Here is a 26,361-nt window from a genome sequence, read left to right as displayed (position 1 = left end):
TCGGGTCTTGTCACCGACAACACATGTTGGTGCAGGTACGACAGAAGTCGACGGTGAACCGTCGGACCAGGTATGTCGTGTGCACAGAGCAATTCCTACCGGAAACCGGGAAATACGGCAAGTTGCCCTCTGCCCCAGCTCAGGTTGTCCTTAATTTATGCTGGGGTGTCCGCACTTCCCTCGAAGAAGGTAGCTCGCTGCACATGACCGATCAGACTCGTCCACTCCGCGTCGCCATCGTCGGTGCCGGACCGGCAGGCATCTACGCCGCCGACGCGCTCATGAAGTCCGACCACAATGTCAGCGGACCGGGCGTCAGCATCGACCTCTTCGAGCGCATGCCCGCGCCGTTCGGGCTGATCCGCTACGGCGTGGCCCCCGATCATCCGCGCATCAAGGGCATCATCACCGCCCTGCACAAGGTGCTCGACAAGCCCCAGGTTCGCCTGCTCGGCAACATCGACTACGGCACCGACATCACGTTGGACGACCTGCGCCGCTTCTACGACGCCGTCATCTTCTCCACCGGTGCCAACGCGGACCGCGCCCTGAACATCCCCGGAATCGACCTCGAGGGCAGCTACGGCGCCGCCGACTTCGTCTCCTGGTACGACGGCCACCCGGACGTCCCGCGCACCTGGCCCCTGGAGGCGGAGAAGGTCGCCGTCCTGGGCGTCGGAAATGTCGCTCTCGACGTCGCACGCGTCCTCGCCAAGACCGGTGACGAACTGCTCCCCACCGAGATCCCGGCCAACGTCTACGAGGGCCTCAAGGCCAACAAGGCGATCGAGGTGCACGTCTTCGGCCGTCGCGGACCGGCTCAGGCCAAGTTCACTCCGCTCGAGCTGCGCGAGCTCGACCATTCGCCGAACATCGAGGTCATCGTCTCCCCCGAGGACATCGACTACGACGAGGGCTCCGAGCAGGCCCGCCGCAGCTCCAAGCAGATCGACATGGTCGCCAACACCCTGCAGGACTGGGCCATCCGTGACGTCGGCGCTCGCCCGCACAAGCTGTTCCTGCACTTCTTCGAGTCGCCGCACGAGGTACTCGGCGAGGACGGCAAGGTCGTCGGTCTGCGCACCGAGCGCACCGAGCTCGACGGCACCGGCAACGTCAAGGGCACCGGCAAGTACAACGACTGGGACGTCCAGGCCGTCTACCGCGCCGTGGGCTACCTCAGCCAGAACATCAGCCAGCTCCCCTTCGACGAGCAGGCAGGCACCATCCCCAACGAGGCCGGACGCGTCGTCGAGTCCCCGCACTCGACCACACCTGTTCCCGCCACCTACGTCACCGGCTGGATCAAGCGCGGACCCGTCGGCCTCATCGGTCACACCAAGGGCGACGCCAACGAGACCGTCGCCAATCTGCTCGAGGATGCGCCCGGCTTCGTCGGTGCGGCCGAGCCCGATCTCGATGCCGTCACCTCGTTCCTCGAAGGCAAGCAGGTTCCCTTCACCACCTGGGACGGCTGGTACCGACTCGACGCGCACGAGCGCTCACTCGGTGAGCCCGAGGGCCGCGAGCGCGTCAAGGTCGTCGAGCGCGAGGACATGCTGAAGGCTTCCGAGCCCGACAAGGCCTAAAGCGGCTACGCCGCATGTGAGTGTGGAGCCTGCGGGTCGTTCCGCAGGCTCCACTCCCGTGTGCCCTCTGCGGCACATGACCACACCACTGCGCGAAGCGCTCTACACCCGCACTGCCAGCAGCTTTCCTTCCGTTTCGATTTTGCGCTGATGCTCGTTGAAATCAGGTGCAGCGCAGACGAACAGCGTCCGGCCGTCGGATCCGCCGAGTCCGCAGGCGAAGACCCCGAGATCGAAATCGAGCTGCTGAAGGATCTCCCCGCCCGGCGCCACGTGCAGCACTCGCTGCCCCAGCGCGTCGGCGATCCACATCGTGCCGTCGGTGTCGATGCAGCATCCGTCGGCGGCAACCTTGACCTCGCCGATGGCCGTAGCCATGTCCGTCGACGTCGGTAGTTCGCCGAATTTCGCCCAGTCACGCCGCTCCCCCAGGGATCCGTCCTCGGCGATGTCGAAGGTACTGACCCTGTTTCCGACCGTTTCGTCCACCAGCAGTTGGCCCGACGCCGTGAACGCCATCCCGTTGGGGAAGTACAGATCCGACGCGACGACGTGCGCGGAACCGTCCGGGTCGACGCGAATCAGGTCGGCCGTCTCGACGGGCGCGAAGTTCATCAGATCGAAGCCGAAGTTTCCGATGTACGCGCGGCCCTGCGCATCGACGAGCATGTCGTTGAGGTTCGCCTTCACGTACGTCGACAGATCGGCGTGCACGGTCAGCGAGCCGTCGTGCTCACGCAGTAGCAGCTTGTAGTCGCGCATCGACACGATGAGCAGCCGCCCGTCGGGCAACCAGCCCAGGCCCGACGGCTGATTGGGCACCTCGGCTTCGACTCGTACGTCGGAGCCGTCCTCGAGGGCGGACACGACGCGATGGGAGTAGAAGTCCGATACCCAGATCCTCCCCTCGTGCCATCTCGGACATTCGAAGTAGGTGTATCCATCGAGAACGACTGTGGTCTCCGGTTTCATGTTTCGAATTCAAACACCACGAACGGTGGCCGCGACGCCGAATGCGTGAGCTGGCATGCTGGGGACCGTGTTCGACGCCCACCTACACATCATCGACCCGAAGTTTCCGCTCATCGAGAACCACGGTTTCCTGCCCGATCCGTACACCGTCTCGAACTACCTCTACGACGTCGACGGGCTCGGTATCACCGGCGGCGCGGTGGTGACGGGATCGTTCCAGGGCTTCGATCAGAGTTTCCTGCTCGCTGCGTTGGAGACCCTGGGGCGCGGCTGGGTGGGCGTCACCCAGATCGATCCCGACTGTTCCGACGAGGACATCGTCGCGCTGAACGACGCGGGCGTGCGCGGTATGCGGTTCAATCTCAAACGCGGCGAGACGGATCTGCAGATGCTCACCACTCAGGCGCGTCGTGTCCACGAACTGGTGGGCTGGCACGCCGAGCTGTACGTCGATGCGTCCCTGCTGCTCTCGCTCGAGCCGATCCTCGCGAAACTGCCCGCCGTGAGCATCGACCACCTGGGCCTCTCGACGCAGGGCCTGCCGTATCTGCTCGATCTCGTCGATCGCGGAGTGCGCGTCAAGGCAACGGGATTCGGCCGGGTGGACCTCGACATCATCGACACTCTGCAGCAGATTCATCGCGTGAATCCGGCGGCGTTGATGTTCGGCACCGATCTGCCGGGCACCCGTGCCCCTCGTCCGTTCTCGGAGACCGACATCGACATCATTTCTCACGCCGTGGGCGGCGATCTCCCGGCGGTGCTCGACGGCAATGCCCGGGCTTGGTATCGCGTCCCTTAGACGAGTAGCGCTCCGCCGAGCCACACCGCCGAGGCAAGCAGGGCACCGAACAGCTCCACCAGAATGGACAACCCGGCAGCCTTGGTGGCGTGCACGGTGGATCTCCATGCCTCGGAATGGTTTCGATGCCTGGGCACTTCGGCCACGTAGACGCCGGCGATGAAGCCGATGAACAGTCCGACGACGGGGATGACGAAGAATCCGACGATGCCGAGCAGTCCGCCGATCATCAGCGATCGCGTCGGCACGCCTGCCTCCCGCATGCGCCGCCCGGGCCAGGTGTATTTCACTACGCCACTGATCACCAGCAGCACCGTCGCGATCGCGAGGACCGTCCACGCGGCGGCTCCGCCGGTGACCCACGCCCATACTGCGACGGCCGCGAAGATCAAGATGGTGCCCGGCAGAATCGGGACGACGATACCGACGAGGCCGACCAGAATCACCAGGCCGACCAGGACTTCTCCGAGCGCGCTCATGAGCTCAGTGTGCCCTGTGTCGGGTCAGACGACAGGACGAACCTTGCCTGCCGCCTCGCGTGCCCGGCTCCGCGCCGTCTCGAGGTCCGGCGCGGTGGACACTGCAACTCCCATCCGGCGCCGGACGAAACTCGTCGGCTTGCCGAACAGACGAAGATCGGTCTCGGGGACGGCCAGCGCATCGGCGACACCGTCGAAGTGGATGCCGTCCGCATCGACGCCGCCGTAGATCACCGCCGACGCACCCGGCGAGAGCAGCGTCGTGTCGATCGGCAGACCCAGAACGGCGCGGGCATGCAGCTCGAACTCCGAGAACCGTTGCGTGCGTAGCGTCACCAGACCCGTATCGTGCGGCCGAGGACTGACCTCGGAGAAGTAGACGTTGTCGCCCTGCACGAACAGTTCGACGCCGAACAACCCGCGGCCACCGAGTGCCGTCGTGATCCGCTCGGCAACGTCGCGCGCACCGGCGAGGGCCGCGTCGGACATCGGTTGTGGTTGCCAGGATTCGATGTAGTCGCCGGATTCCTGCAGGTGCCCGATCGGCTCGCAGAACGACGTTCCATCGGTCGCCCGGACGGTGAGAAGCGTTATCTCGTAATCGAAATCGACAAATCCCTCGACGATGACGCGACCGAGATCGACGCGGCCACCCTTCAGTGCGTAGTCCCACGCCGCTTCGACATCGGCCTCGGTGCGAACGACGGACTGTCCCTTGCCCGACGAGGACATGACGGGCTTGATGACGGCGGGAAAGCCGATGGTGGACAATGCTTCTCGCACATCTTCGAGTGAATCGGCGAACGCGTACGGTGACGTCGGCAGCCCGAGCTCCTCGGCCGCGAGACGCCTGATGCCCTCGCGGTTCATGGTCAACTGCGTCGCACGAGCCGTCGGGATCACCACACTCCGACCCCGCGCTTCGACCTCGGCCAGGGCATCGGTCGCGATGGCCTCGATCTCCGGCACCACATAATCCGGCTGCTGCGAATCGATCAGCGCCAGTAGTTCTTCGGGATTGCTCATGTCGATCGTGAACGCGTGATGGGCCACCTGATGGCCAGGGGCGTTGTCGTAGCGATCGACGGCGATCACCTCGACGCCGAGGCGCTGGAACGCGATGATCACCTCTTTGCCCAGCTCACCCGAGCCGAGCAGCATCACCCGGGTGGCCCCGGGAGTGAGCGGAGTACCGATACGGACGGGATCTGGGGCAGTCACAGCCCTATTATCCACACCCCGATCGGTTGGACGACCTAGTACAAGTTAGTCTCCATTCACATTCGCAGCTGACGAGTCGGAACGAGGCAAATAACGTGTCGAACACTGGTGGACCACTCGCAGGGCTCCGAGTAGTCGAACTCGCAGGAATCGGGCCCGGCCCACACGCCGCACTGCTGCTGGCCGACCTCGGCGCAGACGTCGTACGCGTGCAGCGCGCCGGGCAGATCTCTCCCCACGACCACCAGCTGCGCAGCCGCACCATCGTCGAGGCGAACCTCAAGGATCCGGCCGACATCGAGAAGGTCCTCGGCCTGATCGAGCGCGCCGACGTGCTGATCGAAGGGTTCCGCCCCGGCGTCACCGAACGCCTCGGCCTCGGACCCGACGACGCCCTCGCCCGCAACCCGCGCCTCGTCTACGGCCGCATGACCGGCTGGGGCCAGGAAGGTCCATGGGCGCAGACCGCAGGCCACGACATCAACTACATCTCCGTCACCGGTGTCCTGAATGCCATCGGCCGCGAGGGCGAGCGGCCCGTGCCGCCCCTGAACATGGTCGGCGATTTCGGCGGCGGCTCGATGTTCCTCGTCTTCGGCATCATGGCTGCGCTCTACGAGCGCCAGAGCTCCGGGCAGGGCCAGGTGGTCGACGCGGCCATGGTCGACGGCACCGCCGCGCTCTCGCACATGATCTGGTCCTGGCGTGGCGTCGGAGCCTGGAGCGACGACCGCGGCACCAACCTGCTCGACACCGGCGCGCCCTTCTACGACACCTACGAGACCTCCGACGGCCAGTACATGGCCGTCGGCTCGCTCGAGCCCCAGTTCTACGCTCAGCTGCTCACCGGATTGGGCCTCGCCGATGCGGACCTGCCGCCGCAGATGGACAAGTCGCGCTGGCCCGAGCTGCGCGAGAAGTTCACCGCGACATTCCTGTCCAAGACCCGCGACGAATGGGCCGCGATCTTCGACGGCACCGACGCCTGTGTATCGCCGGTCCTCACCTTTGCCGAGGCCCCGAACCACCCGCACATGAAGGATCGCGACTCCCTGATCGACATCGGTGGAGTCACCCAGCACCGCCCGGCACCGCGGTTCTCCCGCACCGAGAACGGAGTCCCGACGCCACCGCCGGCCACGGCAACCGACATCGCGTCGGTCTGGAGCTGACGTGTGCCGAACTCGAAGTTGTGGACGCTTTTCGGCTGATTTCCGTCCATAACTTCGAGTTCGCGGTCAGAACACCAGCGCCGGCTGTTCCGATTCGGCGCTGGGAGCGAGTGCGCGATACGCCGCAGCCGTGGCCATCACCGCGGCCCGAAGCTCTTGCGGCTCACGGGTGTACGGCAACCTGAGGTAGCGCTCGAACGCACCCTCGACGCCGAATCGCGGGCCTGCCGCCAGCACTGCCCCGAATGCAGGCGCGGTGGCGGCCAGCGCACTCGACACCGGTGCGGGCAGCTGCAACCACAGCGACATGCCGCCCTCGGAGCGGCGGTAGCGCCAGTCCGGAAGATGTTCTGCCAGAGCGTCTTCGAGCACCTCACGACGCTCACGTAGCTGCGATCGACGGAGCTCGAGCGCCGGTTCCGCGTCCTGCAGCAGGAACGACGACGCCAGCTGATCCATGATCGAGGTGCCGAGGTCGTGCGCTGCCCGCGAGCCTGCCAGCTGCGAGACGAGCGACGGATGCGCCCTGATCCATCCGATGCGCAGGCCGCCCCAGAACGATTTGGATGCCGAGCCGATCGTGACGATGTCGGACCCCGAGACCCGCCCGAACGACGCGACCGGAGGTGGCGGCGGGGCGTCGAGCCACAGGTCCACCATGGTTTCGTCGACGATGAGCGTCATCCGGGTGTCGCGGGTGATGCGTGCGAGCTCGGCCCGGCCCTCGGCACCCAGCACCTGCCCGGTGGGGTTGTGGAAGTCCGGAATCAGATACGCGACCTTGGCGGCCGTTTGCCGTGCGGCGCTGCGGATCCCGTCGAGATCCCAGTCGCCGTCGGCCGGACGGACCGGTACCGGCACCGGCCGGGCGCCCACCCGCCGGATGGCTTCGAGTGCGTTGGGGTAGGTCGGGTGATCGATCAGCACCCGGTCACCGGGCGAGGTCAGTGTGCCCAGCAGTAGCCGAACTGCCTGCTGCGCACCGGAAGTCACCATGATCTGATCGGCGGTCGTGGGCAGGCCACGCTCGACGAAGCGTTGCGCGATGGCCTCCCGCAGCACCGCCAGACCGATGGGCTCCATACCGTGCGTAGGTAGATACGTCGGAAGTGCCTGCAGCGCAGACTCGTACGCCGCGGTCATAGTGCCGTCCGCCGCGGCCATCGCTGCGTGAGACATGTCCACGACCGGACCCGAGGGCGATGTCGACTGAATCAACATTCCGTTGGGGGTGGGTGCAGCGGGGAGGGCAACGGTGCTGCGCGATCCCTGCTTGCTGATCAGATAGCCCTCGTCTCGTAGCACCGAGTACGAGGACGTGATGGTGGTACGACTGAGATCGAGGGCCGCCGACAGATCGCGCTCACTGGGCAGCCCGACACCGAGCGGAATGCGGCCGTCGTGAATCAGCAGTCGGACGCCATCTGCCAACGCGCGATACGTTGGACGCGACGCCTTGCGCCTACCGGATCCATCCGAGGACGCGTCGCCGCGCCAGCTGCCGAGATCGCGGGCCAGTGACGTTGCATTGAGGACTCTCGAAGCCATGCTCACCAGTATTCGCCCACTGGCCTTCAACTTTCAAGTCCATTGGGCTTTTCACTGGACTGCCGGCTGGGGTCAGGTGGATACTGGACCGATGCCGACCAGCACTGTCTTCGACACCGCCATCGGCCTGTGCGGCATCGCGTGGACCGACGACGGAGTGGTCGCCGTCGCCCTGCCCGAGCCGTCGGCCGAGGCGATGTTGGACTACCTGGCCGGCTTCGGTGCGACGAGGGGGCCTCTCGACGCGCTCGCGGCCGACGCGACCGAGCGAATCGTCGCCATGCTCGATGGACGGACTGTCGACATGAGGCCAATTCCCCTGGTCCTGGACGTCTCGGAGTTCGATTCCTCGGTCTACACCGTGTGTAGCGGGATTCCCCGGGGCTCGACTCTCACGTACGGCGACATCGCCCGCAGACTCGGCCACCCCGGTGCGGCCCAGGCCGTAGGCGGGGCGCTTGGACGTAACCCCGTGCCGATCATCGTTCCGTGCCATCGAGTGCTCGGCGCAGGCACGGAAGTCGGCGGCTTCTCGGCACCGGGTGGTACGAATACCAAACAAAAAATACTCGGTATCGAGGGAGTCCCGGGATTCGACGAGCCGACTTTGTTCTGAATTGACGCACAATTGATCGGAACTGCTCGTCCGAATAAACCTCCCGAAACAGGGAGTGAGTCCGGATTTCAGGCAGATATGCCGAGAGGCGCGATAGGAGCATCGACCGCTGACACCAATACAGCTTCCGGTCCTGGGCTCACATCGGATTCCTCCGAACGACCGCCGATCGTGAATGCACCCACATCCGGCAGCCATCCGATAGCGCCGCGTTGAAAGAGGTTGTACCGACCCGATCCGGTGGGCGTCGGGCGCTCGTTGCTGATCGGATACCCAAGTGCGCCATACGGTCCCCCGTGACCGAGGTACCAGTCGAGGATCGGACCGTGCACTTCGTGCGCGCCGCCTTCGGGAAGAGCGAACACGGTGGCATGCGTGAATTCGAGCATTCCCCCGCCCTCGGGACCGAGCATGAATTCACCGGCCTGAGCGCCGATCCAAGGATGTTCGTACGCGAAGCGATCGAATTGGTAGCTGAAAACTTCCAATCCGTTGTAATTTTCAGTCATCGCCCGACCTTTCGTCGCCCAACCTGGTCGCAATTATCCACGCCGACGACCAGCGGCGCCCTCCAATTTCGACATATATGTGAAAGAGCTAATTCAGGAGCGCGAGAATGTCGGCCGGAATTCGATCGGTGGCCGCCGGATCGATCACCGACCGCGACCACGAACCGCCGGCGCTGTCGAGACGAACGAGCTGATCGGGCCCGAGCAACCACAGCTGATCCCCCGCCGACCAGTTCACGCCGTAGCCGTATGCATCACTGGACGTGGCGGGACCGCTGTACTGGACTGCTCCGGTGGCGTCGACGATCTGCAGAGTAGGAGCGCCGTCGCTGTCGACGACCCGGGCAGACGACGCACCCGACGGGGAAGTCACAGGGGCGAGCAGAACCGCCGGAGCCGGCGGGATGGTCGTGGTGGTCGGTGGGACAGTCGTTGTTGTCGTTGCAGGAGGAACAGTCGTCGCCGGAACCTCGACCGGCGGCGGAACCGGGGACTCATCGGTGCGCGCGGGATCCGTTGTGGTGGGCACCGGTGCGAGTGTCGACTCCGGAACAATCGGCGACGTCATCGTGGGGGCCTGAGTTGTGGTTCCAGGAACGATCGCTCTCGGAGCGCTGCGAGCGGCAGCGGCGGTGCCTCCGCAACGAGCACTGGCAGCCAGGCCGAGAAGTAGACCGTTGCTCATGGTTATGTTCACGGTGGGACTCGGCTGTGAAAATCTGGTGCCCGATTTGGTTCGGATCGATGCGGTGTAGACACCGTCGAGCACCGGAGCCAGGGGTAGCGGCAGCAATTCCAGGAGGGCTCCGTTTTCCACTGCTTGAGTTATGACTACCCCGGTAGCAGCGGTCCCGGCTACCGCGAACTCACGGTCGTTCTCACCGGCCTTCTTCAATGTCAACTGGTAGGTGTACTGCGCCCCCCGCGATGGGAAGGTGAGATTCACGAAGCGAATAGCACCGAGAAGCCCCCGCTCGGCATTCGTACAAGTCAGTGAAAGCGGTGCTGGAATCGGCAAGGCCGTGGTGATGGTGCCACTGAGGGCCGTTGCCGTATCTTGTCCCGCAGCAAGGGTTGTCGGAGTGTTCGAGGCACTGATGCCCACGGCCGAGATGGCAGCCAACGCGAGCACCACACCGAGGGTGGGCGTCCCGCGCCCTTGGGCGCTGTGCCGCCCACTGGGCGGTTCCTGCAGTTGATCGTCGTCGTCGGGCTGCGCAGGGGACTCCACAGCGGACCTGCGAAATCCGAACGCGGTCATGAGAAGTGCGCCGACGGCGATGCCGCCGATGAATACAGCGACAGGACCACTGAGCCAGGTGACCGCGTAACCGAGTTTCCCGACGCTGAAGAACACACGATCGGCCTCGGACACCACGTAGCTCTCGGCATCGGGCTCGGCGTTCGCGTCACCCTGAAGGAACAGCTGCGCGCTATCGGTTCCGACTGCCCCGATCTCGACCACGCGGTGGGTGATTCCCGTTCCCGACGCATTGGTGACCTTGACGATGTCACCGATCTCGATGTCCCCGACCGGAGTCGTCTTGCTCAACGCCAGAGCGCCGGTATCGATGGCCGGGGCCATGGACCCGGAACGAAAGATCAAGGGGGTGATACCGAAGAACACGGCTGCGAGCGCAAACATCACGCAGATCACACCGGCGACAGCGCCGACGGTCAGAGCAATTTCGCGAAGCAGACGCGAGCGAGATCGGACGCGGGTAGCGGAGGCGGAGTGGGTAGCGGACATGATCTACGCCGACGTCGCGGTGATGGTGTAGGTGATGGTGCCGGTCGCGGCGGGGTTCGGCTGAGCCGTCCCGGTCGGCATCGTCACGCTGATGCACAGTTGGTCGCTGCCGTTGACGGCGAGCGGACGATTCAGAGCGGGGAACGGCTTCGAGGTTCCGAGGCCGGTGACCGTGCTGACGGGAGAGCCTGCGCACGCCACGCCGGATGATGGAGCACCGGTGTGCACCGACGAATTCAGCAGGTTCCCCAGCGCAGCGTTACTGGCCACCACGGAGATGGTGTACGTGTTGGCTACGGAACCGGCCGCGTTGGAGACCAGCAGTCCGGCAGCGACGGTGTCACCGGGAAAGATCGCAGTGTTGGTCAGCGTCGTGGTGAAGGCCGGTGGGTTGTTGTCGACCGCAGGGTTGCCCACTTTGATGTCGAGCCGTCCGGTGGTGAACACGCCCGACGTCGCAGTCGCCGTATCCGACCATGCGGCAAGGGTTCCCACGGCACCGAGGCCGAGGACGATCCCGATCGACATGATCGCTCGAGCTCGTGCGCTGATCAGCGCGGAGCCTGTTCGGCGGAGAACCGCTCTCGGACCGGCGGTGTCACTGTGACGCGACATCAGGGCTGCGCCCCTTCCATATCCGTCCGCGCACCCGATGATTCCGGGCACTCGGCGCTGTTGCTGTTGTCCCACTGCACTACGAGATCGACTGCAGCAGAGGACGAGCGGGTGTCGTTTCCGGCCGCTTCGGCCATCACGATCGTGGCGTCGATGCGCTTCTTCTGTCCGGCCCCTAGGTCGATCCACGCACACGATTCGACCGGCTCGCCGCCGCCGATGGAGACGCTCAGGGCTCGCAGGAACGCCGGGTTGTCACTGTCGAAGGTCAGCCGAAGACGCCCGTCCCGGTCGGTGTCGTTGAACACGTGGAACCGCGATTCACGCGAGTCGCCTGGAACCCAACGAATATCGTTGTCGAAGAATGTGCTTCGAAAGCTCGTCGCCCAATTCTTCCCGTCGTCGCTGTACTTGACTGTGTGCACTCGGGGAGATCCAGCACCGAGGAACAACACCACTGCGACACCGGCGAAGATGGCCGTACAGGCGACAAAAGTGCTGTGCCTCAAGGCGACTCCTCCCTTCGGCTCCGGTAGCGATCGATGCCGGCACCGACGAACATCACCAGTGCGTAACCGAACAGGCCGATCACGATCACCGCGACCGTGATCTTGCGTTGTTCACCGTTGAGCCAGTTGTTGACGTAGCCCATGTACGGCACCGAGTACCAGACCTCGCCGCGAATCTGCCCTACCTGAACCGGGTTCTCGTCGTCGGCACCATTGTTGTCGCCGCGCGTGATGAAGGTGAGTTCACCGCCTCCGCTCTGCCGGGTGGCAACGATTCGGTGGGTTACCACTTCCGGCTCACCCGAACGCAATTGATAGGTGATCGGAGTTCCGATCGCCAGCTCGCTCGGCTCGACCGGCCGCACGACGATCAGGCTGCCGGGCGGATAGGTCGGCTCCATCGACTGCGTGAGGACGGTGTACGGAGTGGACCCGGTGACTCGCGGGACAACGACGGTGGCCAGAAGAATCAGAACCATCACGGCCAGCAACGTGTACGACGCTATGCGGCTCACCCACCACCACACGCCCGTGTGTTCGTCGTCTTCCTCGCGCGGAGGGACGACCGGAATCACGTCGGTGTCGTCGGTCGTCATGCCTGGTCCGCTCGGAAAGAGAACGTCACTCTCGAGGTGGCGCTCTGAGGTGGTTGATCAGAGGTGGCGAGGCGGAAGCACCACACCTCGTCCGCACCGGGGGCGAGTGGGCGGGCTGCCGGTGCGACCGGCACCTGAGCGCCCGCCGCATTGCCGTTGAACAGAACTGTCGCGCCGGTTGGTTCGCCGGAGGCGGGGCATGCCCCGACGTTCGCGACAGTGCTCGCCGTCAAAGTGAATGGCAGCGGGCCGTTCACTGTGGTGCTCTGCAGCCGAAAAACGAAGGGGGTGCTTCCGTTGTTGCGAATCGACAACGGTGCCTGCGCGAAACCGTTGGGCACGAGGCCTGTGTTGCCCAGCCCGGGGATGTCGAAAATCGGGACTTCGGCCGAACCCTCTGGGCCGAGTGTGATGTCCAAGGTTCCCGAGGTGATGGATCCGCCACCAAGGACTTCTTCATCTCGCCACAGCGCGCCCGTCACCTGTGCTGAGCCGAAGCTCACCACAAGGACGGACGCGGCTGCCAACGCCCAGTATCGACCGTGCTTCAACGGAACCAGGACTCAGAGCGGACGGATCTGCGTGAGGTCGAGGGTGAACTCCGTCAGATCGATGCTTTGGTCCTGTGCGACCGTGCCCTCGGTCAGACGGTCGAACGTGAATCGAACCTCGACACTGATGGTTTGATCCGCAGGTGCATTTGTCGTGCGAGTGATGACCGCAGCACCTGCACCGTCGGTCGGCAGGACGACATCATCTTCGTCGGTAGCGACAACGGAGGTCTGGATGGCGGCCAGCAATTCGGCCGACCCGGCACCCTCGACGACGTTGCTGATGTCAGCTGTCAGGTTCGCGGTCAGGTTTTCACCTTCGGCCTCGACCAAGAAGTTAGCTGTGTACGCGACGGTGTCACCCGGCACGATCCGGAACGTACTGATGTCGATGTCCACCGGCGTGACGTCGTACGAGACGTCTTGCCACTGATCGGAGTCCTCGACGAGAGTGAGTCGCAGATCTCCGGAGGTGATCGTTCCACCGCCGAGGGTCTCGCTGTCGTTCCACAGAGCAAGTGATCCCAAACCGCCGAGCAGCAGTACAGCTGCCGCCCCCGCGGCTATGGCGCCCTTGGTTGCCTTGTTCATACGTTGTCGCTTTCTTCGGTGGCCTTGTTCGTGAGGCCGAGGGGGAGGTGACCCGGGTTGGGTCGGTCGGCCGGAAGATGGGCCTCCGCAACTGGGTGCGATGTCCATTGTTTCGGCACGACTTCCTCACCTGTTACCCAAGTGATGGTAAAAGTCCGAGGGAATGTTCAGCCGCCTGATTCGTACTTTTGGTTTACACATGAACATGGTGTGTAAAGCTACTTTGATTACGGAAACCGCAGCTTTGTGGCGAATTTCCCCAGGTGGCCCCTCCGGTTACAGCGAACGCAGTGGTTATTCGCTCACTTATCCTGAACATTCCGCTGTTTTTTGTTTTTGAGGACAATCGATTGTCGACGGCAGATCCGGGCACGAAAAAGCCCCGAGGCCGTGGGCCTCGGGGCTTCGATTTTCGCGGAACCGTCTACCGCAGAATGTCTCGCCGAACGATGGTTTCGTCGCGGCCCGGTCCGACTCCGATGCACGACATGTACGCACCCGAGAGCTCTTCGAGACGCAGGACGTAGTTCTGCGCGTTGATGGGCAGTTCCTCGAACGTGCGGGCACCGGAGATGTCTTCCCACCAACCGGGCATCTCCTCGTAGATCGGCTTCGCGTGATGGAAGCCGGTCTGCGTCATGGGCATCTCGTCGTGGCGGACGCCGTCGACGTCGTACGCAACGCAGATGGGCACCGTGTCCAGGCTGGAGAGCACGTCGAGCTTGGTCAGGAAGTAGTCGGTGATGCCGTTGACGCGGGTGGCGTACCGCGCGATGACAGCGTCGAACCAGCCGGTTCGCCGTGCACGCCCGGTGGTGACGCCCACCTCGCCGCCCTGCTTGGCCAGGTATTCACCGTGATTGTCGAACAGCTCCGTCGGGAACGGGCCCGAGCCGACACGCGTCGTGTACGCCTTCAGGATGCCGAGGACGGTCCCGATCTTGTTGGGGCCGATGCCGGAACCGACCGACGCGCCGCCCGCCGTCGGGTTCGAGGACGTGACGTACGGGTACGTACCATGGTCGACGTCGAGCAAAGTGCCCTGCGACCCCTCGAGCAGAATCGTGTCGCCGCGCTCGAGTGCCAGGTTGAGCTGCAGCCTGGTGTCGGTGATGCGGTGCTTGAAACCCTCGGCCTGCTCGAGCACCTCGTCGACGACCTGCTGAGAATCCAGAGCCCGCCGGTTGTAGATCTTAGAGAGCACCTGGTTCTTGAATTCCAGTGCAGCCTCGACCTTTTGGGTCAGGATCTTCTCGTCGAGCACATCGGCGGCGCGGACGCCGACGCGAGCGAGCTTGTCCTGATAGCACGGCCCGATACCACGGCCGGTGGTCCCGATCTTCTTGGCACCGAGGAAGCGTTCGGTCACCTTGTCGATGGCAACGTGGTACGGCATGATCAGGTGCGCATCGGCGCTGAGCAGCAGGTTCGTGGTGTCGACGTCACGCTTCTCGAGGCCGTCGAGCTCGGTGAGCAGCACACCCGGGTCGACGACGACGCCGTTGCCGATGACATTCTTCACGCCGGGCGTGAGAATTCCCGACGGGATGAGATGCAGCGCGAACTTGTCGCCGTTCGGAAGAACCACGGTGTGGCCGGCGTTGTTGCCGCCCTGGTAGCGAACGACCCACTGGAGGCGTTCGCCGAATAGGTCGGTGGCTTTGCCTTTGCCCTCGTCGCCCCACTGGGCGCCGATCAGGACTATCGCCGGCATGTGCTCTCCTACGTTGCTTTCGTGCGAGGACGTGCTGCAGATATTGCTCGATCGAACGCAGCCGTCACCATTTGTCGCAGGCGCGACAGTGGCCGGGGGAACAGTCTAGCCGAGGCGGTGAGCTGGCCCGCATGCCGCTACGGTGGAGCCGAAACGAAGGCACTATGGTCGTTCGAGGGTTCACCCAAGATCTAGGAGCGCCGTGACACCGTTCGTTCTGCACTGCGGAAACCCGCCGTTGCCGATCACGCTGACCGACGTCCCACTGCGCAACGCCGATGCCGTTCCGACCGACGACGACTGCAGCGCGTTGTTCGCCGACATCGAATCCGCCCCCGCACCACGCATCATCGTGCTGGGCGACGACGCCTCGCTGGCAGCCGTTCTCACCAGGCTGATGCGCACCGACCGTCTGCACGTCGAAGTCGCGTTCGTACCGGATACCGCGACCGCTGCCGCCCACATCTACAAACTCGGGACCGGATCCCGTGCGGCCAAGGTCGCACTGACAGGAAAAGCGTCGAGCACTCCCCTCATTCGCGACGACGCGGGCAAGGCCGTTGTCGGTCGGGCGCTGCTCGGCGGTGCCGGCGGTGCGGAACTCGAGGGCGAGGCATACGTCGACGACACTCGGTTGTTCTCCGGAGTCGTACCCGGCGTCGAGGTGGCACCCACTCCGGAGTTGCCCGGACTGCGTGCGCGAGTGATCAGCCGTCGACGATTCCTGCCTCGCCGCTGGGTGAGCGGACGCGCGATGCAGCTCGGCTCCCCCGCCGCAGACCTGATGCGCGACGGCATCCCCGGCGACAGAACCGTGAAGAGGTCGACGTTCTATCGTCACCATCAGGAGTGGTTGCTGGTCCGATGACCGTTCCGCAGATCCGATGACCGTTCCGCTACGGCGCAGGCCCGTTCTGCCGAGCCCGGTGTTCGTGGCCGTTCTCGCCGTCGCCGGAGTGGGCGGCGCGCTCGCGTGGACGGCCGAGGACGTCACCTCCACCGCCGCGCGCCTCGGGGTGTTCGTGCTGGTTCTCGCCGGGTGGATCGCCTCGGTGTGCCTGCACGAGTTCGGTCACGCGTACACCGCTTTTCGGGCCGGCGACCGGGAAGTCGAACTCCGCGGCTACCTGACACTCAACCCGCTGAAGTACACCCACCCGTTGCTCTCGATCGTCTTGCCGGTGGTGTTCATCGCGATCGGCGGAATCGGACTTCCGGGCGGTGCCGTGTACCTGCGGACCGGCCAGTTCTCGGCGTCGACGCAGCGGCGCATCGCACTCGCGGGACCGTTCGCCAATGCCGTTGTCGCCGTGGGACTCCTGATCGTCGTTCGCGTGTTCGGCACCGACGGCACCCATCAGGCCTTCTGGTACGGACTCAGCTTCCTGGCCTTCCTGCAGATCATGGCCACGATCCTGAACTTGATTCCGGTACCCGGCCTCGACGGATATGCCGCACTCGAGCCCTCGCTCTCGCCCGCCACCCGTGCATCGCTGGACCAGTTCAAGGGCTACGGACTCCTCGTTCTCGTCGCGTTGCTGTTCGTGCCCGCCGTCAACTCCGTGTTCTTCGGGGCGATCTACACCCTGTTCGGGTTGTCCGGTGTTCCCGAGTTCTTCGCCGGCAACGGCAACTACCTGATGCGATTCTGGATCTGACAGGTCCAGCGGGAAAGACTGCACGATACCGAGCTCAGTCGGCGGGATTCCGTCTGTTCGGGCAGGTTCCGTGCATTCTTTCCCAACACTGTCGGTGCCGGATCGCATAATGTGCGCATGACGACGTGGAACGAATTCTCGGCAGCGGCCCCGACACTCGCGTCGGCGGTGCGGGCTCGATTCACCGCCCACAAGCACCATGTACTCGCGACGCTCCGGGCGGACGGCTCACCGCGCGTCAGCGGAACCGAGGTCGAGTTCGACGACAGTGGCGTGCTGCGTCTCGGTTCCATGCTCGGTGCCGTCAAAGCACGAGACCTGCAGCGCGACGGCCGGTTCGCGCTGCACAGCAATCCGGGTCACCACTCGATGGAGGGTGGGGACGCGAAGATCGGCGGGCGTGCCGTCGAAATCACCGATCCTGCTGTGCTGCAACCGATATTCGACGCATCATCGGGCGAGCTGGTGCCGTACCACGTGTTCGATCTCGATATCACCGAGGTCGTACTGACCTCACTGGTGGACGATCACATGCAGATCGACGTGTGGCGTCCCGGCTCCGACGTGCGCACCGTCACCAGGTGAGCTCTTCCTTGCAGGTTCGGCCGTGCGCGGCGGGTTCGACCTGCACCGTGGCATGGTCGAGGCCGTAGGTGGACAGTAACGATCGGGCTCGGTCGAGCACCATCGACGACGAGCCCTCGCATTCGAGATGCACCGTCGCGACATCCATTCCGGTGGTCAGTGTCCACACGTGCAGGTCGTGAACTCCCGTCACGCCCGGTAGTGCGTTCAGGTCTCCGGTCAATGCGTCGACGTCGACGTGTCCGGGACTGGCCTGGGTGAGAATGCGCAGGGCCGAGGCGGCGAGCTTGATCGCGCGCGGGATCACCCACAGGGAGATCAGGACGCCGACGACGATGTCCGCCCAGGTCCACCCGAACACGAGCATCAGCACGCCTGCCACGAGCACGCCGACACTGCCGACCGCATCGGCCAGGACCTCCATGTACGCGCCGCGGACGGCCAGGGAATCCTTGGCGTCGCCGCGAATGAGCAGCATGACGACGATATTGGCCGCGAGTCCGGCCGATGCGGTGAGAATCAGTGGTACGCCAGGGATTTCAGGTGCATCACCGATGCGAGAGACTGCCTCGTACATGATGAATGCCGCAACACCGAGCAGCAGGACGGCATTCGCGATGGCCGTCAACACCTCTGCCCGATGCCAGCCGAATGTCCGTGCTGCTGCGGCACTTCCCTTGCGAGCGAGCATCAACGCGATCAGACCCATCGACATGCCGAGCACATCGGTGAGCATGTGACCGGCGTCGGCGAGCAGGCCGAGCGAGCCGATCGCCAAGGCCACGGTCGCCTCGACGACCAGGAACACCACCAGGATGACCAGCGCGACGACCATCTTGCGGACGCGAGACCTGGGCGGCCCCGCACCTGCGGACGAGTGACCGCCCACTCCGTGACTGTGCCCGTGACCCGCGCCCATGACTCCCCCTGGTGACCGATGTCGACTTCCGGAAGCCACCATATGCGTACATACGCATATATGCAATGGTGCGCTCGGGTCACAACTCCGGCGGGACGTGCGGATGCTTCACCGTCGGCGGAAGCGTCGCCAAGGCGGAAATGCGCTTGAGCCCGGCGACCTGCAGCAAATCGACGATGATCGACCGCAACTGCGCCAACACCACCGTCGCCGACAGGCCGGCGTTCGAGATCAACTCCGGCTTGGCACCGGCCGCAACCGACCGCAACACTCGCGCCGCTTCCGCCGCGTCCGGCTTCTGCCCCGGATCGGCGAGGATCATCTGCCGCAACACCTCCACCGCATGCGCCAACTTCTCCACCTCGTCGACGACCCGCGGATCGAGAATCTCGTCGTCGCGCACCAGCGTCAGCGACCGTCGCGCGAGCACCCGGATATTGCGGACGGCATTGTCGATGGGGTCGGCCGTGGCCGCGAGCGCCGCCAGACGATTGCGGTGATTCCAGTACATCGGCGAGATCCGGGCAATTTCCCGGCCGCCCTTGAGATCGGTACGCAGAGCGTCGATACCCGACTGCGTCGCACGCGCCTTACGCAACGCCTCCTCGATCGGTTTGGGATCGTTCGCCACCAAACCGTCGGCCACCTTCTGCAACACACTCGCAGCCGTGGCCAGGACGTTCGCCGCATCCTTGCGGGCGCGCCACACCGGATGCGTCGGGATCAACGCAACGATCGCGATGCCCACCAGACCACCGACCAACGCGTCGACCATGCGGTTGGGGCCACCCATGTTGCCCGGCGGGATCAGGGTCGCCACCAGCACCGCGGACGATCCGGCCTGCATCGCGATGATCGGACCACCGTCGAGGAACACCGCCGCCGACATCGCCAACACGACCACCAACGCGATCTGCCACGGACCACTACCGATCAGCGAGATCAACAGATCGCCGATGCCGATGCCCACCGTCACTCCGACGACGAGCTCGGCCGATCGACGCAGGCGAGCACCGAGCGAGACGCCCAGCGACACGACGGCGGCGATCGGTGCGAAGAACGGGCTCTCGTGACCGACGATGTCGGTCGCGACGAACCACGCCACACCTGCCGCCAACGCGCACTGAATGATCGGCAGCAGCGACAACTTCAGCCGAGCGCTCCCCGACTTCAGCCGGGTCCGACCTCGCGCCCGGCTCGCGCGGGCCCGATCAGCCCAGGCCGAGCGCTTCTGCGGCCTTGGGGTCACAGTCTTCGAGGAGGTCGAGGCAGCGGGCGTACTCGTCGTGCTCGTTGATGTCGCGGGCCGCTTTGGCAAGGACTGCGACGCATCGGAGGAATCCTCGGTTGGGCTCATGGCTGTACGGGACCGGCCCGAATCCCTTCCATCCGTTACGACGCAACTGATCCAGACCTCGGTGATAACCGGTACGAGCGTAGGCGTAGGCCGTGATGGTGGCACCCGACTCGAGCGCGGCCTCGGCCAGGTAGGCCCAGGCGATGGACGCCGTCGGATGCGCCGCCGCGACGGTCTCGGGCGCTTCGTGGTTCAGCAGTGCGGATTCGGCCTCGTCGTCTCCGGGCAACAGTGTGGGTTGGGGTCCGAGCAGGTCACCGAAAGAAGTCATGGCGCTCATTGTGCCCCTACGTCACCGAATCGTGTCCGAACACCCCCGCATCGCTCGCGTCGAGCTGCGTAGACGGTCGATAGGCTGCCAGCTGACGAAATTCGAGACAGACCGCTCTTGCAAGAATTCGGTGAACGAGGGAGAACGCATGCCGGACGAGAAGAAGAAGGCGCCCTCCGAGGCCGACGCTGCCACCGAGAAGATCGATCTGGGCAAGAAGAAGCAGGTCGACGAGCCCGCCGACACTCCGACCGAGAACATCGCCACTGATCCAGCCGAGGAGCCGGCAGCACCGCAAGCGACGCCGGTGGCGAAGCCGGTCGCGAAGCCGACCGCGGCCCCGCGTCGTATCCCGCCGCGAAACCAGTCGGAACCTCCAGCGAACGATGTCGCGGCAGAGAAGAAATCGCCGGCAGCTGTGCCGCAACCGGTCGGTCCGAGAAAGATCGAGCCGCAGCGCTCAGCCCCCAAGCAGGTCGGTCCTCAGCGCATCGGACCCCCGCCGACGGAACCCGGCAAACCGAGTCACAAGAAGTGGTGGGCGGCGCTGGTGGCCGCGGTTGTCGTGATCGCGGCAGTGGCCGCCGGTGCGTACGTGCTGATCGACCGCACGAGCGTCGAGGACTCACCGGAAGCGCAGATTCGCACGACCGTCGAATCGTTCACCCGAGCATTGGCCGGCGGCGACCTCGCCACGCTGCGCAGCACCTCGTGCGGTGACCTGGCGACGTTCTACCGAGACATCCCGGACGCGGAATTCGCCGATGTTCATCGTGTCTCGCTCGAGCAAGGGAACATACCGAACCTGGACAGCATCGACGCCATCCAGGTCAGCGACGACACCACCGCGATCGCTCAGGTCATCGCGCACACCGACGCCAATCCAAACGATCGATCGCCGCGCACCTTCGACCTGCGCCTCGAAGGCGATCAGTGGAAGGTGTGCAACTGACGCTGCGTGTGCGCGGCGGAGCCTGCGGGTCGTTCCGCAGGCTCCGCTCGTACCTCGTAGCAGGCTACGAGGTTCCGCTCACGTGGATCAGCCTGCGGATACGCTGCGGCCTGCGGACTTGAGGTCGTTGCACGCCTCGACGACGCGGGCCGTCATGCCGGCCTCGGCCTTCTTGAGGTAGCTGCGCGGGTCGTAGGCCTTCTTGTTGCCGACCTCGCCGTCGACCTTGAGCACACCGTCGTAGTTGGAGAAGAAGTGTCCGGCGATGGGACGGCTGAACGCGTACTGGGTGTCGGTGTCGACGTTCATCTTCACCACGCCGTACTCGAGCGCCTCTTCGATCTCGCTCTTCGCCGATCCCGATCCGCCGTGGAAGACGAAGTCGAACGGCTTGGAACCCGATGCCAGGCCCAGCTTCTCCGTCGCGACCTTCTGGCCATCTGCCAGCACCGACGGCTTGAGCTTGACGTTGCCCGGCTTGTAGACGCCGTGCACGTTGCCGAACGTCGCCGCCAGCAGGTAACGCGAGCCCGCGTCGCCCGCGCCGAGGGCCTCGACGGTCTTGAGGAAGTCCTCGTTGGAGGTGTAGAGCTTGTCGTTGATCTCCGCCTCGACGCCGTCTTCCTCGCCGCCGACAACACCGATCTCGACCTCGAGAATGATGTTGGCTGCTGCAGCGCGGGCGAGCAGATCCTTGGCGATCTCGAGGTTCTCGTCGATCGGGATGGCCGAGCCGTCCCACATGTGCGACTGGAACAGCGGGTTCTTGCCTGCGTCGACGCGCTCCTGCGAGATCGCGATCAGCGGACGCACATACGTGTCCAGCTTGTCCTTGGGGCAGTGGTCGGTGTGCAGAGCGATGGTGACGTCGTACTTGGCGGCGATCACGTGCGCGAACTCGGCGAGCGCCACGGCACCGACGACCATGTCCTTGATGCCCAGTCCTGATCCGAACTCGGCTCCGCCGGTCGAGAACTGGATGATGCCGTCGCTACCCGCGTCGGCGAAGCCCTTGATGGCGGCGTTGATGGACTCGGAACCCACACAGTTGATTGCCGGAAAGGCGAACTTGTGTTCTTTCGCCCGGCCCAGCATCTCGGCGTAGACCTCGGGAGTTGCGATAGGCACGGCGTCATTCCTCCATTGAAAAGTTCGGTTGTGTCCACTGCAGTATGGCAACCCCCGGGCGCGGTGTCGTGCGTACCCGCATCCCCTGGGTCATTCCGCAGGCTCGCCGCAGCTGACGAACAGGCCATTGCATCCACAGCGGAAGGACACCGACTGTTCAGGACTTACCAGTTTCGGCCGGTAGTGTGGGCGCGGTGAGTCTCCTAGCTGCCTCGGAAACGATGACGACGAACCTGGCCCTGTTGCCGGGATTCCTCGACCCGGTGAACCTGCTCAACTCCTTCGGTCACTGGGTGTTGATCGGGCTGCTGCTGGTGGTCTTCATCGAGTCGGGGCTGCTCTTTCCACTGCTACCGGGCGATTCACTGCTCTTCACTGCCGGGCTGATCGCGGCGTCGAAGTCCACCGAGATCGAGCCGTTCGCGTCCATCTGGACCCTTGTCATTCTGATCCCGATCGCGGCGATCCTCGGTGATCAGGTCGGCTATCTCATCGGCACCAAGGGCGGCGCGGCTCTTTTCAAGAGCAACGATTCGCGGTTCTTCAAGAAGAAGTACATCGACGAATCGCACCTCTTCTTCGAGAAGCACGGTCCGATCACCATCATCCTGGCGCGCTTCGTGCCGATCGTGCGGACGTTCGCGCCGGTCGTCGCCGGTGCGTCGCACATGAAGTACTCGCTGTTCCTCACCTACAACGTCGTCGGCGGCATCCTCTGGGGCGCGGGCGTGACAGTGCTGGGGTACTTGCTCGGACAGATCGCGTTCATCCGCGAACACGTCGACATCATCTTCCTGATCATCGTCGCCGTCTCCGTCCTGCCCATCGTCATCGAGGTCGGCAAGCGCATGATCAAGGCCCGTAAGACCCCGCTGGGCGAGGCCACCGATGTGATCGAGGCAGACGCCCCGGACACCAAGTCCTGATCGTGATCCTCCGAAAGTGATCTAGTCCATGTCTTCGATTGCCACAGCGCTGCCGACGGTGTCCGTTCAAGCTGTCGGTAGCTTCGGTCCGCTGGAAACCGCAGGCCCGCTCGTCGTGTGGATCATCGTGATGACTTTCGTGTTCATCGAATGCGCGGTGATCATCGGGTTGTTCCTGCCGGGCGATTCGATGCTGATCACGGCAGGAATCGTGATGGCGACCCATGCGTCGGGCACCGGTCACATCTGGGCGCTGTCGCTCGGTGCGATGGTCGCCGCCATCGCAGGCAACCAGGTGGGGTACTCGATCGGTCACCGGACCGGCTCGACCCTGGTGGCCCGCAAGAACGGCAAGTACCTCAACACCAAGAACCTGCACAAGGTCAATCTCCTGCTCGAGAAGCACGGCTTCTGGGCGGTGCTGGTCGCACGGTGGATCCCCTGGGTGCGCACCCTGTGCCCGCTGGTCGCTGGCGCCGCGAAGATGGATCACCGTAAGTACACGATCGCCAGCACCCTCGGTGCCATCATCTGGGCTCCGGTGCTGCTGCTGATCGGGTTCTACTTCGGCTCGTTCATCGAGGGCATCCCGTGGCTGATGCCCGCCGTCCTGATCTCCATGGTCGTGCTGCTGGTCGTCGGAACCGGACTCGGTATCTGGCAGTACCGCAAGGAAATGGCACGCCCCGAAGAGACCATCGAGGTCGAAGAAGTCGTGGAGTAGCGGCTCTAGAAACCTGCAGCTGCGACGCGGTAGGCGGCTTCCATGAGCATCCAGCCGCCGAGTTGCACCGAGAGGTCCCGTTCGGGCACGTCGGACGGTCGGACCGTTCCTTCGGCGAACGTGGCGATGTGCAGGCCTTGTCCCGGGAACCGGGCTTCGCGGGTCCAGTCGGCCCCGAACAGTGGATTGTCTTCCACTTCGAGGCGGTTCTCCCACGCCGACTCGGCCGAGTTCAGGACGATCGCTGCTGCGAGTTCGCGTGCGCGGTCGTCGGCGTCGGAGTCTCCGGGTAGCTCCACCGCGACCATCGCCAGGTAGCGCGCGAGGATCGGGTTGAACAGGCCACCGTCTCCCCCACCGCCGCCGGTGATGACGAGGTTGCGGGTCAGGTGGTTGTCGACGGCGTCGACCAGAGCGTGGACTCGCTGCGCGTGCCTGGGTTCGCCGAGCCGAACGGCGAGTTCGGTCTCGAGGCCCAACGTGACGCCCTGGCAGTAGCTGTAGACGGCGCGTTCCATCTCGCCGGGCTCACCGGCGTCGACGAGTGCGCGAGTGGAGTGCATTCCGTCCAGAATCAGGCCCGTTCGCGCGTCCTTGAGGGTGCGATCCATCCAGTCGGCCATCTCCTGGGCACGCCACAGCCGACCGGTCCGCGCGAGCATGATCGCCGCCGGACCGTTGGCGGGTGCGTTGTAGAAGTCGGACTTCTTGCGCCACGGAATGCCGCCGCCCTCGGCCGGAGCCCAGGCGTCGAACAATTCCATCTCGATCTGCTGAATGCCACCGCGATTGCCGACGAAGTGCTGCCGCTGAGCGCGTTCGAGCGCCAACCCGAGCCACGCCATGTCGTCGTAGTAGTTGTTGGTCCACCCGCTGACGTTGCGGGTGCGGTGTGCTCGGGTGATCTTGTTCAATCGCCGACGGCGCTTGGCGGTGAGATCGCGATCTGCAGCGTCGACCGCGCAGTCGAGCAGATGGGCCTGCCACCAGTAGTGCCAGCGCAGGAACATCCGTTCCGTGCGTACCGGTGGCCAGGCCACCACTCCCAACGTCGTGCCCGGCAGCCCCCACAGCCGACGCATGTGCCGCGCGACGACGGCCCCCTCCGCAGCGTCCGCACGCTGCGACCACAACTCCTGCATACCCGCAATCCTGCCACTACCGTTGCTGATTCGTTACATCCCGCCCCGGAAAACCGCGGCGGTTTCACCACGCAGCGTCGAGGTCGCCGTGCCGCCGAATCCACGAGTGCATGGCGATTCCGGCGGCAACACCGGCATTGATGCTGCGGGTGGAACCGAATTGGGCGATCGATACCGTCATCGACGCCGATTCGCGGGCACTGTCGGTGACCCCCGGTCCCTCCTGTCCGAAGAGCAGCAGGCAGTGACGCGGCAGCTCCGCGGTCTCGATCGGTACCGACCCCGGGGTGTTGTCGACGGCCACGACGACGAGGCCCTGCTCCTGGGCGAACGCCATCAGCGCCTCCACCGAGTCGTGGTGATGGATGTGCTGGTAGCGGTCGGTGACCATCGCACCGCGACGGTTCCACCGACGACGCCCGACGATATGGACCGCCTGCGCCGCGAAGGCGTTCGCGGTGCGCACCACCGTCCCGATGTTGGCGTCGTTGGTGAAGTTCTCGATGGCGACGTGCAGCGGATGCCGTCGGGTATCGATGTCGGCGACGATCGCCTCGCGTCGCCAGTAGCGGTAGGCGTCGACGACGTTGCGGCGGTCTCCGCCTGCCAGCAGTTCCGGATCCAACCGTGGATCGTCGGGTGGCGGTTCGGTGTGCGTGTCGAACCACGGTCCGACGCCGTTGGGGTTCTCGCCCCATTCGGTGGGGCCGGCATCGTCCGACGACGGTTCGCTGTCGATCGTGTTCTCGCTCAATAGACTTCGTTGCTGTCCGGTGCGATGCGGAAACCGTGTCCGGTGGCATCGTCGACGCACGAGATGCCGTTCTCGGCGGACGTGCAGGTGAATCCGTTCTCGGCGATGGTCGCGCCGACCGCGAGCGGCGGATCGATCGTCTCGCCACCCGAGGTGTAGACCACGCCGCCGGAACACATGAATGCCGCCGGGCCTTCGTTGGTGACTCGAATACCGTTGCCCCAGTTGATCATGCAGTCCTCGGGCCGCGGCGGCACCGGAGTGGTGGTGCCCTGACACCCGGCCTCGGTACGACTCGACAGCGGCACGATTCCGCACTGGAACAGGCCGTCGGGGGAACTGAAGTAGTACGCACCGCCGATGGCGGCGTACGTCGTCTGCGGTTCGGCGGTGGGCGGCGGCTCGACCGGAGGCGGAGGCGGCGGGAGCGCCTCTTCCGTGGTCGTCACCGGCGCAGGGGTGGTGGTTTCCGTCGTCGTCGTCGGCGCGAGGGTTGTGGTCGACGCCTGCTGCGGCGGCTGGGCAGCGGACTCACTGCTGCAACCGGCGAGAAGGAGCGCCGTCCCGGCCCCGATTCCGACCAACCAGGCTCGCACCCAACCCATTTGCCTTGTTCTGCTCGACCCTGACCTGCTCGAACCCCGCGTACTCAGCATGAAGAAACCCCGACCCACCTTTCGACACCGATTGCTCGAAAGACCGACGATACCG

At 64.8% G+C, this 26,361-nt stretch carries 29 protein-coding genes; 10 read left to right on the top strand and 19 right to left on the bottom strand.

The features are described from left to right. Positions 1-203: 203 nt before the first annotated feature. Entirely contained in the window at positions 204-1,589 is a 1,386-nt protein-coding gene (locus CH302_RS25150; protein ID WP_037190434.1) for an FAD-dependent oxidoreductase, read from the top strand. Between the two features lie 102 nt (positions 1,590-1,691). Here CH302_RS25150 and CH302_RS25145 read toward each other — a convergent pair whose 3' ends face one another. After that, positions 1,692-2,561, bottom strand: a complete 870-nt coding sequence (locus tag CH302_RS25145; RefSeq protein ID WP_037190436.1) for an SMP-30/gluconolactonase/LRE family protein — start codon at positions 2,559-2,561, stop codon at positions 1,692-1,694. Positions 2,562-2,616: 55 nt separating this feature from the next. Here CH302_RS25145 and CH302_RS25140 point away from each other — a divergent pair, with 55 nt between their 5' ends. Then, positions 2,617-3,363, top strand: coding sequence for an amidohydrolase family protein (locus CH302_RS25140; RefSeq protein ID WP_037190439.1), 747 nt, complete (start codon positions 2,617-2,619; stop codon positions 3,361-3,363). Here the strand turns inward: CH302_RS25140 and CH302_RS25135 are convergent. Both CH302_RS25135 and purT read right to left on the bottom strand, forming a co-directional pair. Further along, positions 3,360-3,842, bottom strand: a complete 483-nt coding sequence (locus tag CH302_RS25135; RefSeq protein WP_037190441.1) for a DUF456 domain-containing protein — start codon at positions 3,840-3,842, stop codon at positions 3,360-3,362. The two genes, CH302_RS25140 and CH302_RS25135, sit on opposite strands and share 4 nt — an antisense overlap. Before the next feature lie 24 nt (positions 3,843-3,866). Beyond that, entirely contained in the window at positions 3,867-5,063 is a 1,197-nt protein-coding gene (gene purT, locus CH302_RS25130; protein WP_037190442.1) for a formate-dependent phosphoribosylglycinamide formyltransferase, read from the bottom strand. Positions 5,064-5,158: 95 nt separating this feature from the next. On the opposite strand from purT, the gene CH302_RS25125 reads away from it, so the two are divergent. After that, positions 5,159-6,235 carry a CaiB/BaiF CoA transferase family protein gene (locus CH302_RS25125; protein ID WP_037190443.1) on the top strand — a complete coding sequence of 359 codons (1,077 nt, stop codon included), beginning with the start codon at positions 5,159-5,161 and terminating at the stop codon, positions 6,233-6,235. Between the two features lie 66 nt (positions 6,236-6,301). Here CH302_RS25125 and yczR read toward each other — a convergent pair whose 3' ends face one another. Beyond that, positions 6,302-7,783 (bottom strand): MocR-like transcription factor YczR, encoded by a 1,482-nt coding sequence (gene yczR / locus CH302_RS25120; protein ID WP_037190444.1) that lies wholly within the window; start codon positions 7,781-7,783, stop codon positions 6,302-6,304. 91 nt (positions 7,784-7,874) lie between these two features. On the opposite strand from yczR, the gene CH302_RS25115 reads away from it, so the two are divergent. Next, a complete protein-coding gene (locus tag CH302_RS25115; protein WP_037190505.1) occupies positions 7,875-8,399 on the top strand; it encodes a methylated-DNA--[protein]-cysteine S-methyltransferase in 525 nt (174 codons plus the stop codon). A gap of 68 nt (positions 8,400-8,467) precedes the next feature. Here the strand turns inward: CH302_RS25115 and CH302_RS25110 are convergent, their stop codons facing one another. The 8 genes from CH302_RS25110 to CH302_RS25075 form a co-directional block, all read right to left on the bottom strand. Next, positions 8,468-8,908, bottom strand: a complete 441-nt coding sequence (locus tag CH302_RS25110) for an LGFP repeat-containing protein (RefSeq protein ID WP_037190445.1) — start codon at positions 8,906-8,908, stop codon at positions 8,468-8,470. An 88-nt stretch (positions 8,909-8,996) separates the two neighbouring features. After that, the gene (locus tag CH302_RS25105) at positions 8,997-10,658 is read right to left on the bottom strand and encodes a hypothetical protein (protein ID WP_052047618.1); all 1,662 of its coding nucleotides are present in this window, start codon (positions 10,656-10,658) and stop codon (positions 8,997-8,999) included. A gap of 3 nt (positions 10,659-10,661) precedes the next feature. Beyond that, positions 10,662-11,273, bottom strand: coding sequence for a SipW-dependent-type signal peptide-containing protein (locus tag CH302_RS25100; RefSeq protein ID WP_037190446.1), 612 nt, complete (start codon positions 11,271-11,273; stop codon positions 10,662-10,664). Then, positions 11,273-11,782 (bottom strand): hypothetical protein, encoded by a 510-nt coding sequence (locus tag CH302_RS25095; protein ID WP_052047619.1) that lies wholly within the window; start codon positions 11,780-11,782, stop codon positions 11,273-11,275. Before CH302_RS25095 ends, CH302_RS25100 begins: the two co-directional genes overlap by 1 nt. Further along, positions 11,779-12,378, bottom strand: a complete 600-nt coding sequence (locus CH302_RS25090) for a signal peptidase I (protein ID WP_037190447.1) — start codon at positions 12,376-12,378, stop codon at positions 11,779-11,781. Before CH302_RS25090 ends, CH302_RS25095 begins: the two co-directional genes overlap by 4 nt. Continuing rightward, complete coding sequence (locus CH302_RS25085) at positions 12,375-12,929, bottom strand: hypothetical protein (protein WP_037190448.1); 555 nt, start codon at positions 12,927-12,929, stop codon at positions 12,375-12,377. The genes CH302_RS25090 and CH302_RS25085 overlap by 4 nt, the downstream gene beginning before the upstream one ends. Before the next feature lie 12 nt (positions 12,930-12,941). Further along, positions 12,942-13,520, bottom strand: a complete 579-nt coding sequence (locus CH302_RS25080; RefSeq protein WP_037190449.1) for an alternate-type signal peptide domain-containing protein — start codon at positions 13,518-13,520, stop codon at positions 12,942-12,944. Positions 13,521-13,944: 424 nt separating this feature from the next. Continuing rightward, positions 13,945-15,234 (bottom strand): adenylosuccinate synthase, encoded by a 1,290-nt coding sequence (locus CH302_RS25075; RefSeq protein WP_037190451.1) that lies wholly within the window; start codon positions 15,232-15,234, stop codon positions 13,945-13,947. A 202-nt stretch (positions 15,235-15,436) separates the two neighbouring features. Here CH302_RS25075 and CH302_RS25070 point away from each other — a divergent pair, with 202 nt between their 5' ends. The 3 genes from CH302_RS25070 to CH302_RS25060 all read left to right on the top strand — a co-directional run bounded on the left by CH302_RS25070 (position 15,437) and on the right by CH302_RS25060 (position 17,477). Next, positions 15,437-16,102, top strand: coding sequence for a hypothetical protein (locus tag CH302_RS25070; protein WP_037190452.1), 666 nt, complete (start codon positions 15,437-15,439; stop codon positions 16,100-16,102). Positions 16,103-16,118: 16 nt separating this feature from the next. Next, the gene (locus CH302_RS25065) at positions 16,119-16,892 is read left to right on the top strand and encodes a site-2 protease family protein (protein WP_037190453.1); all 774 of its coding nucleotides are present in this window, start codon (positions 16,119-16,121) and stop codon (positions 16,890-16,892) included. Between the two features lie 117 nt (positions 16,893-17,009). After that, positions 17,010-17,477 carry a pyridoxamine 5'-phosphate oxidase family protein gene (locus CH302_RS25060; RefSeq protein WP_037190454.1) on the top strand — a complete coding sequence of 156 codons (468 nt, stop codon included), beginning with the start codon at positions 17,010-17,012 and terminating at the stop codon, positions 17,475-17,477. Here the strand turns inward: CH302_RS25060 and CH302_RS25055 are convergent. The 3 genes from CH302_RS25055 to CH302_RS25045 form a co-directional block, all read right to left on the bottom strand. Next, complete coding sequence (locus CH302_RS25055; protein ID WP_037190455.1) at positions 17,467-18,396, bottom strand: cation diffusion facilitator family transporter; 930 nt, start codon at positions 18,394-18,396, stop codon at positions 17,467-17,469. The genes CH302_RS25060 and CH302_RS25055 overlap by 11 nt on opposite strands. 79 nt (positions 18,397-18,475) lie before the next feature. Then, positions 18,476-19,543, bottom strand: coding sequence for an FUSC family protein (locus CH302_RS25050; protein WP_170944738.1), 1,068 nt, complete (start codon positions 19,541-19,543; stop codon positions 18,476-18,478). 64 nt (positions 19,544-19,607) lie between these two features. Next, complete coding sequence (locus tag CH302_RS25045) at positions 19,608-20,024, bottom strand: DUF3151 domain-containing protein (protein WP_032397398.1); 417 nt, start codon at positions 20,022-20,024, stop codon at positions 19,608-19,610. A gap of 148 nt (positions 20,025-20,172) precedes the next feature. Between CH302_RS25045 and CH302_RS25040 the strand changes: the two genes are divergently transcribed. Continuing rightward, positions 20,173-20,976, top strand: coding sequence for an Rv0361 family membrane protein (locus tag CH302_RS25040; RefSeq protein ID WP_141216729.1), 804 nt, complete (start codon positions 20,173-20,175; stop codon positions 20,974-20,976). Positions 20,977-21,063: 87 nt separating this feature from the next. On the opposite strand, the gene fbaA is transcribed toward CH302_RS25040, so the two are convergent. Then, on the bottom strand, positions 21,064-22,104 hold the full coding sequence (fbaA, locus tag CH302_RS25035; RefSeq protein WP_037190456.1) for a class II fructose-bisphosphate aldolase: 1,041 nt from the start codon (positions 22,102-22,104) through the stop codon (positions 21,064-21,066). A 221-nt stretch (positions 22,105-22,325) separates the two neighbouring features. Between fbaA and CH302_RS25030 the strand changes: the two genes are divergently transcribed. Beyond that, positions 22,326-23,030, top strand: a complete 705-nt coding sequence (locus CH302_RS25030; protein ID WP_052047621.1) for a VTT domain-containing protein — start codon at positions 22,326-22,328, stop codon at positions 23,028-23,030. A gap of 28 nt (positions 23,031-23,058) precedes the next feature. Then, positions 23,059-23,754, top strand: a complete 696-nt coding sequence (locus CH302_RS25025; protein WP_052047622.1) for a DedA family protein — start codon at positions 23,059-23,061, stop codon at positions 23,752-23,754. A gap of 5 nt (positions 23,755-23,759) precedes the next feature. Here CH302_RS25025 and CH302_RS25020 read toward each other — a convergent pair whose 3' ends face one another. The 3 genes from CH302_RS25020 to CH302_RS25010 form a co-directional block, all read right to left on the bottom strand. Beyond that, a complete protein-coding gene (locus CH302_RS25020) occupies positions 23,760-24,896 on the bottom strand; it encodes a glycoside hydrolase family 76 protein (protein WP_037190458.1) in 1,137 nt (378 codons plus the stop codon). 64 nt (positions 24,897-24,960) lie between these two features. Then, the gene (locus CH302_RS25015) at positions 24,961-25,650 is read right to left on the bottom strand and encodes a TrmH family RNA methyltransferase (RefSeq protein WP_176460773.1); all 690 of its coding nucleotides are present in this window, start codon (positions 25,648-25,650) and stop codon (positions 24,961-24,963) included. Next, the gene (locus tag CH302_RS25010; protein ID WP_037190459.1) at positions 25,647-26,255 is read right to left on the bottom strand and encodes a DUF6636 domain-containing protein; all 609 of its coding nucleotides are present in this window, start codon (positions 26,253-26,255) and stop codon (positions 25,647-25,649) included. The genes CH302_RS25015 and CH302_RS25010 overlap by 4 nt, the downstream gene beginning before the upstream one ends. Positions 26,256-26,361 lie beyond the last annotated feature (106 nt).

Origin of the sequence: Rhodococcus sp. 15-2388-1-1a (genome assembly GCF_002259145.1) — a bacterium.
Taxonomy (GTDB): domain Bacteria; phylum Actinomycetota; class Actinomycetes; order Mycobacteriales; family Mycobacteriaceae; genus Rhodococcoides.
Note: the sequence above shows the minus strand (reverse complement) of the source record. Positions and strands in the feature narration are given on the sequence as shown.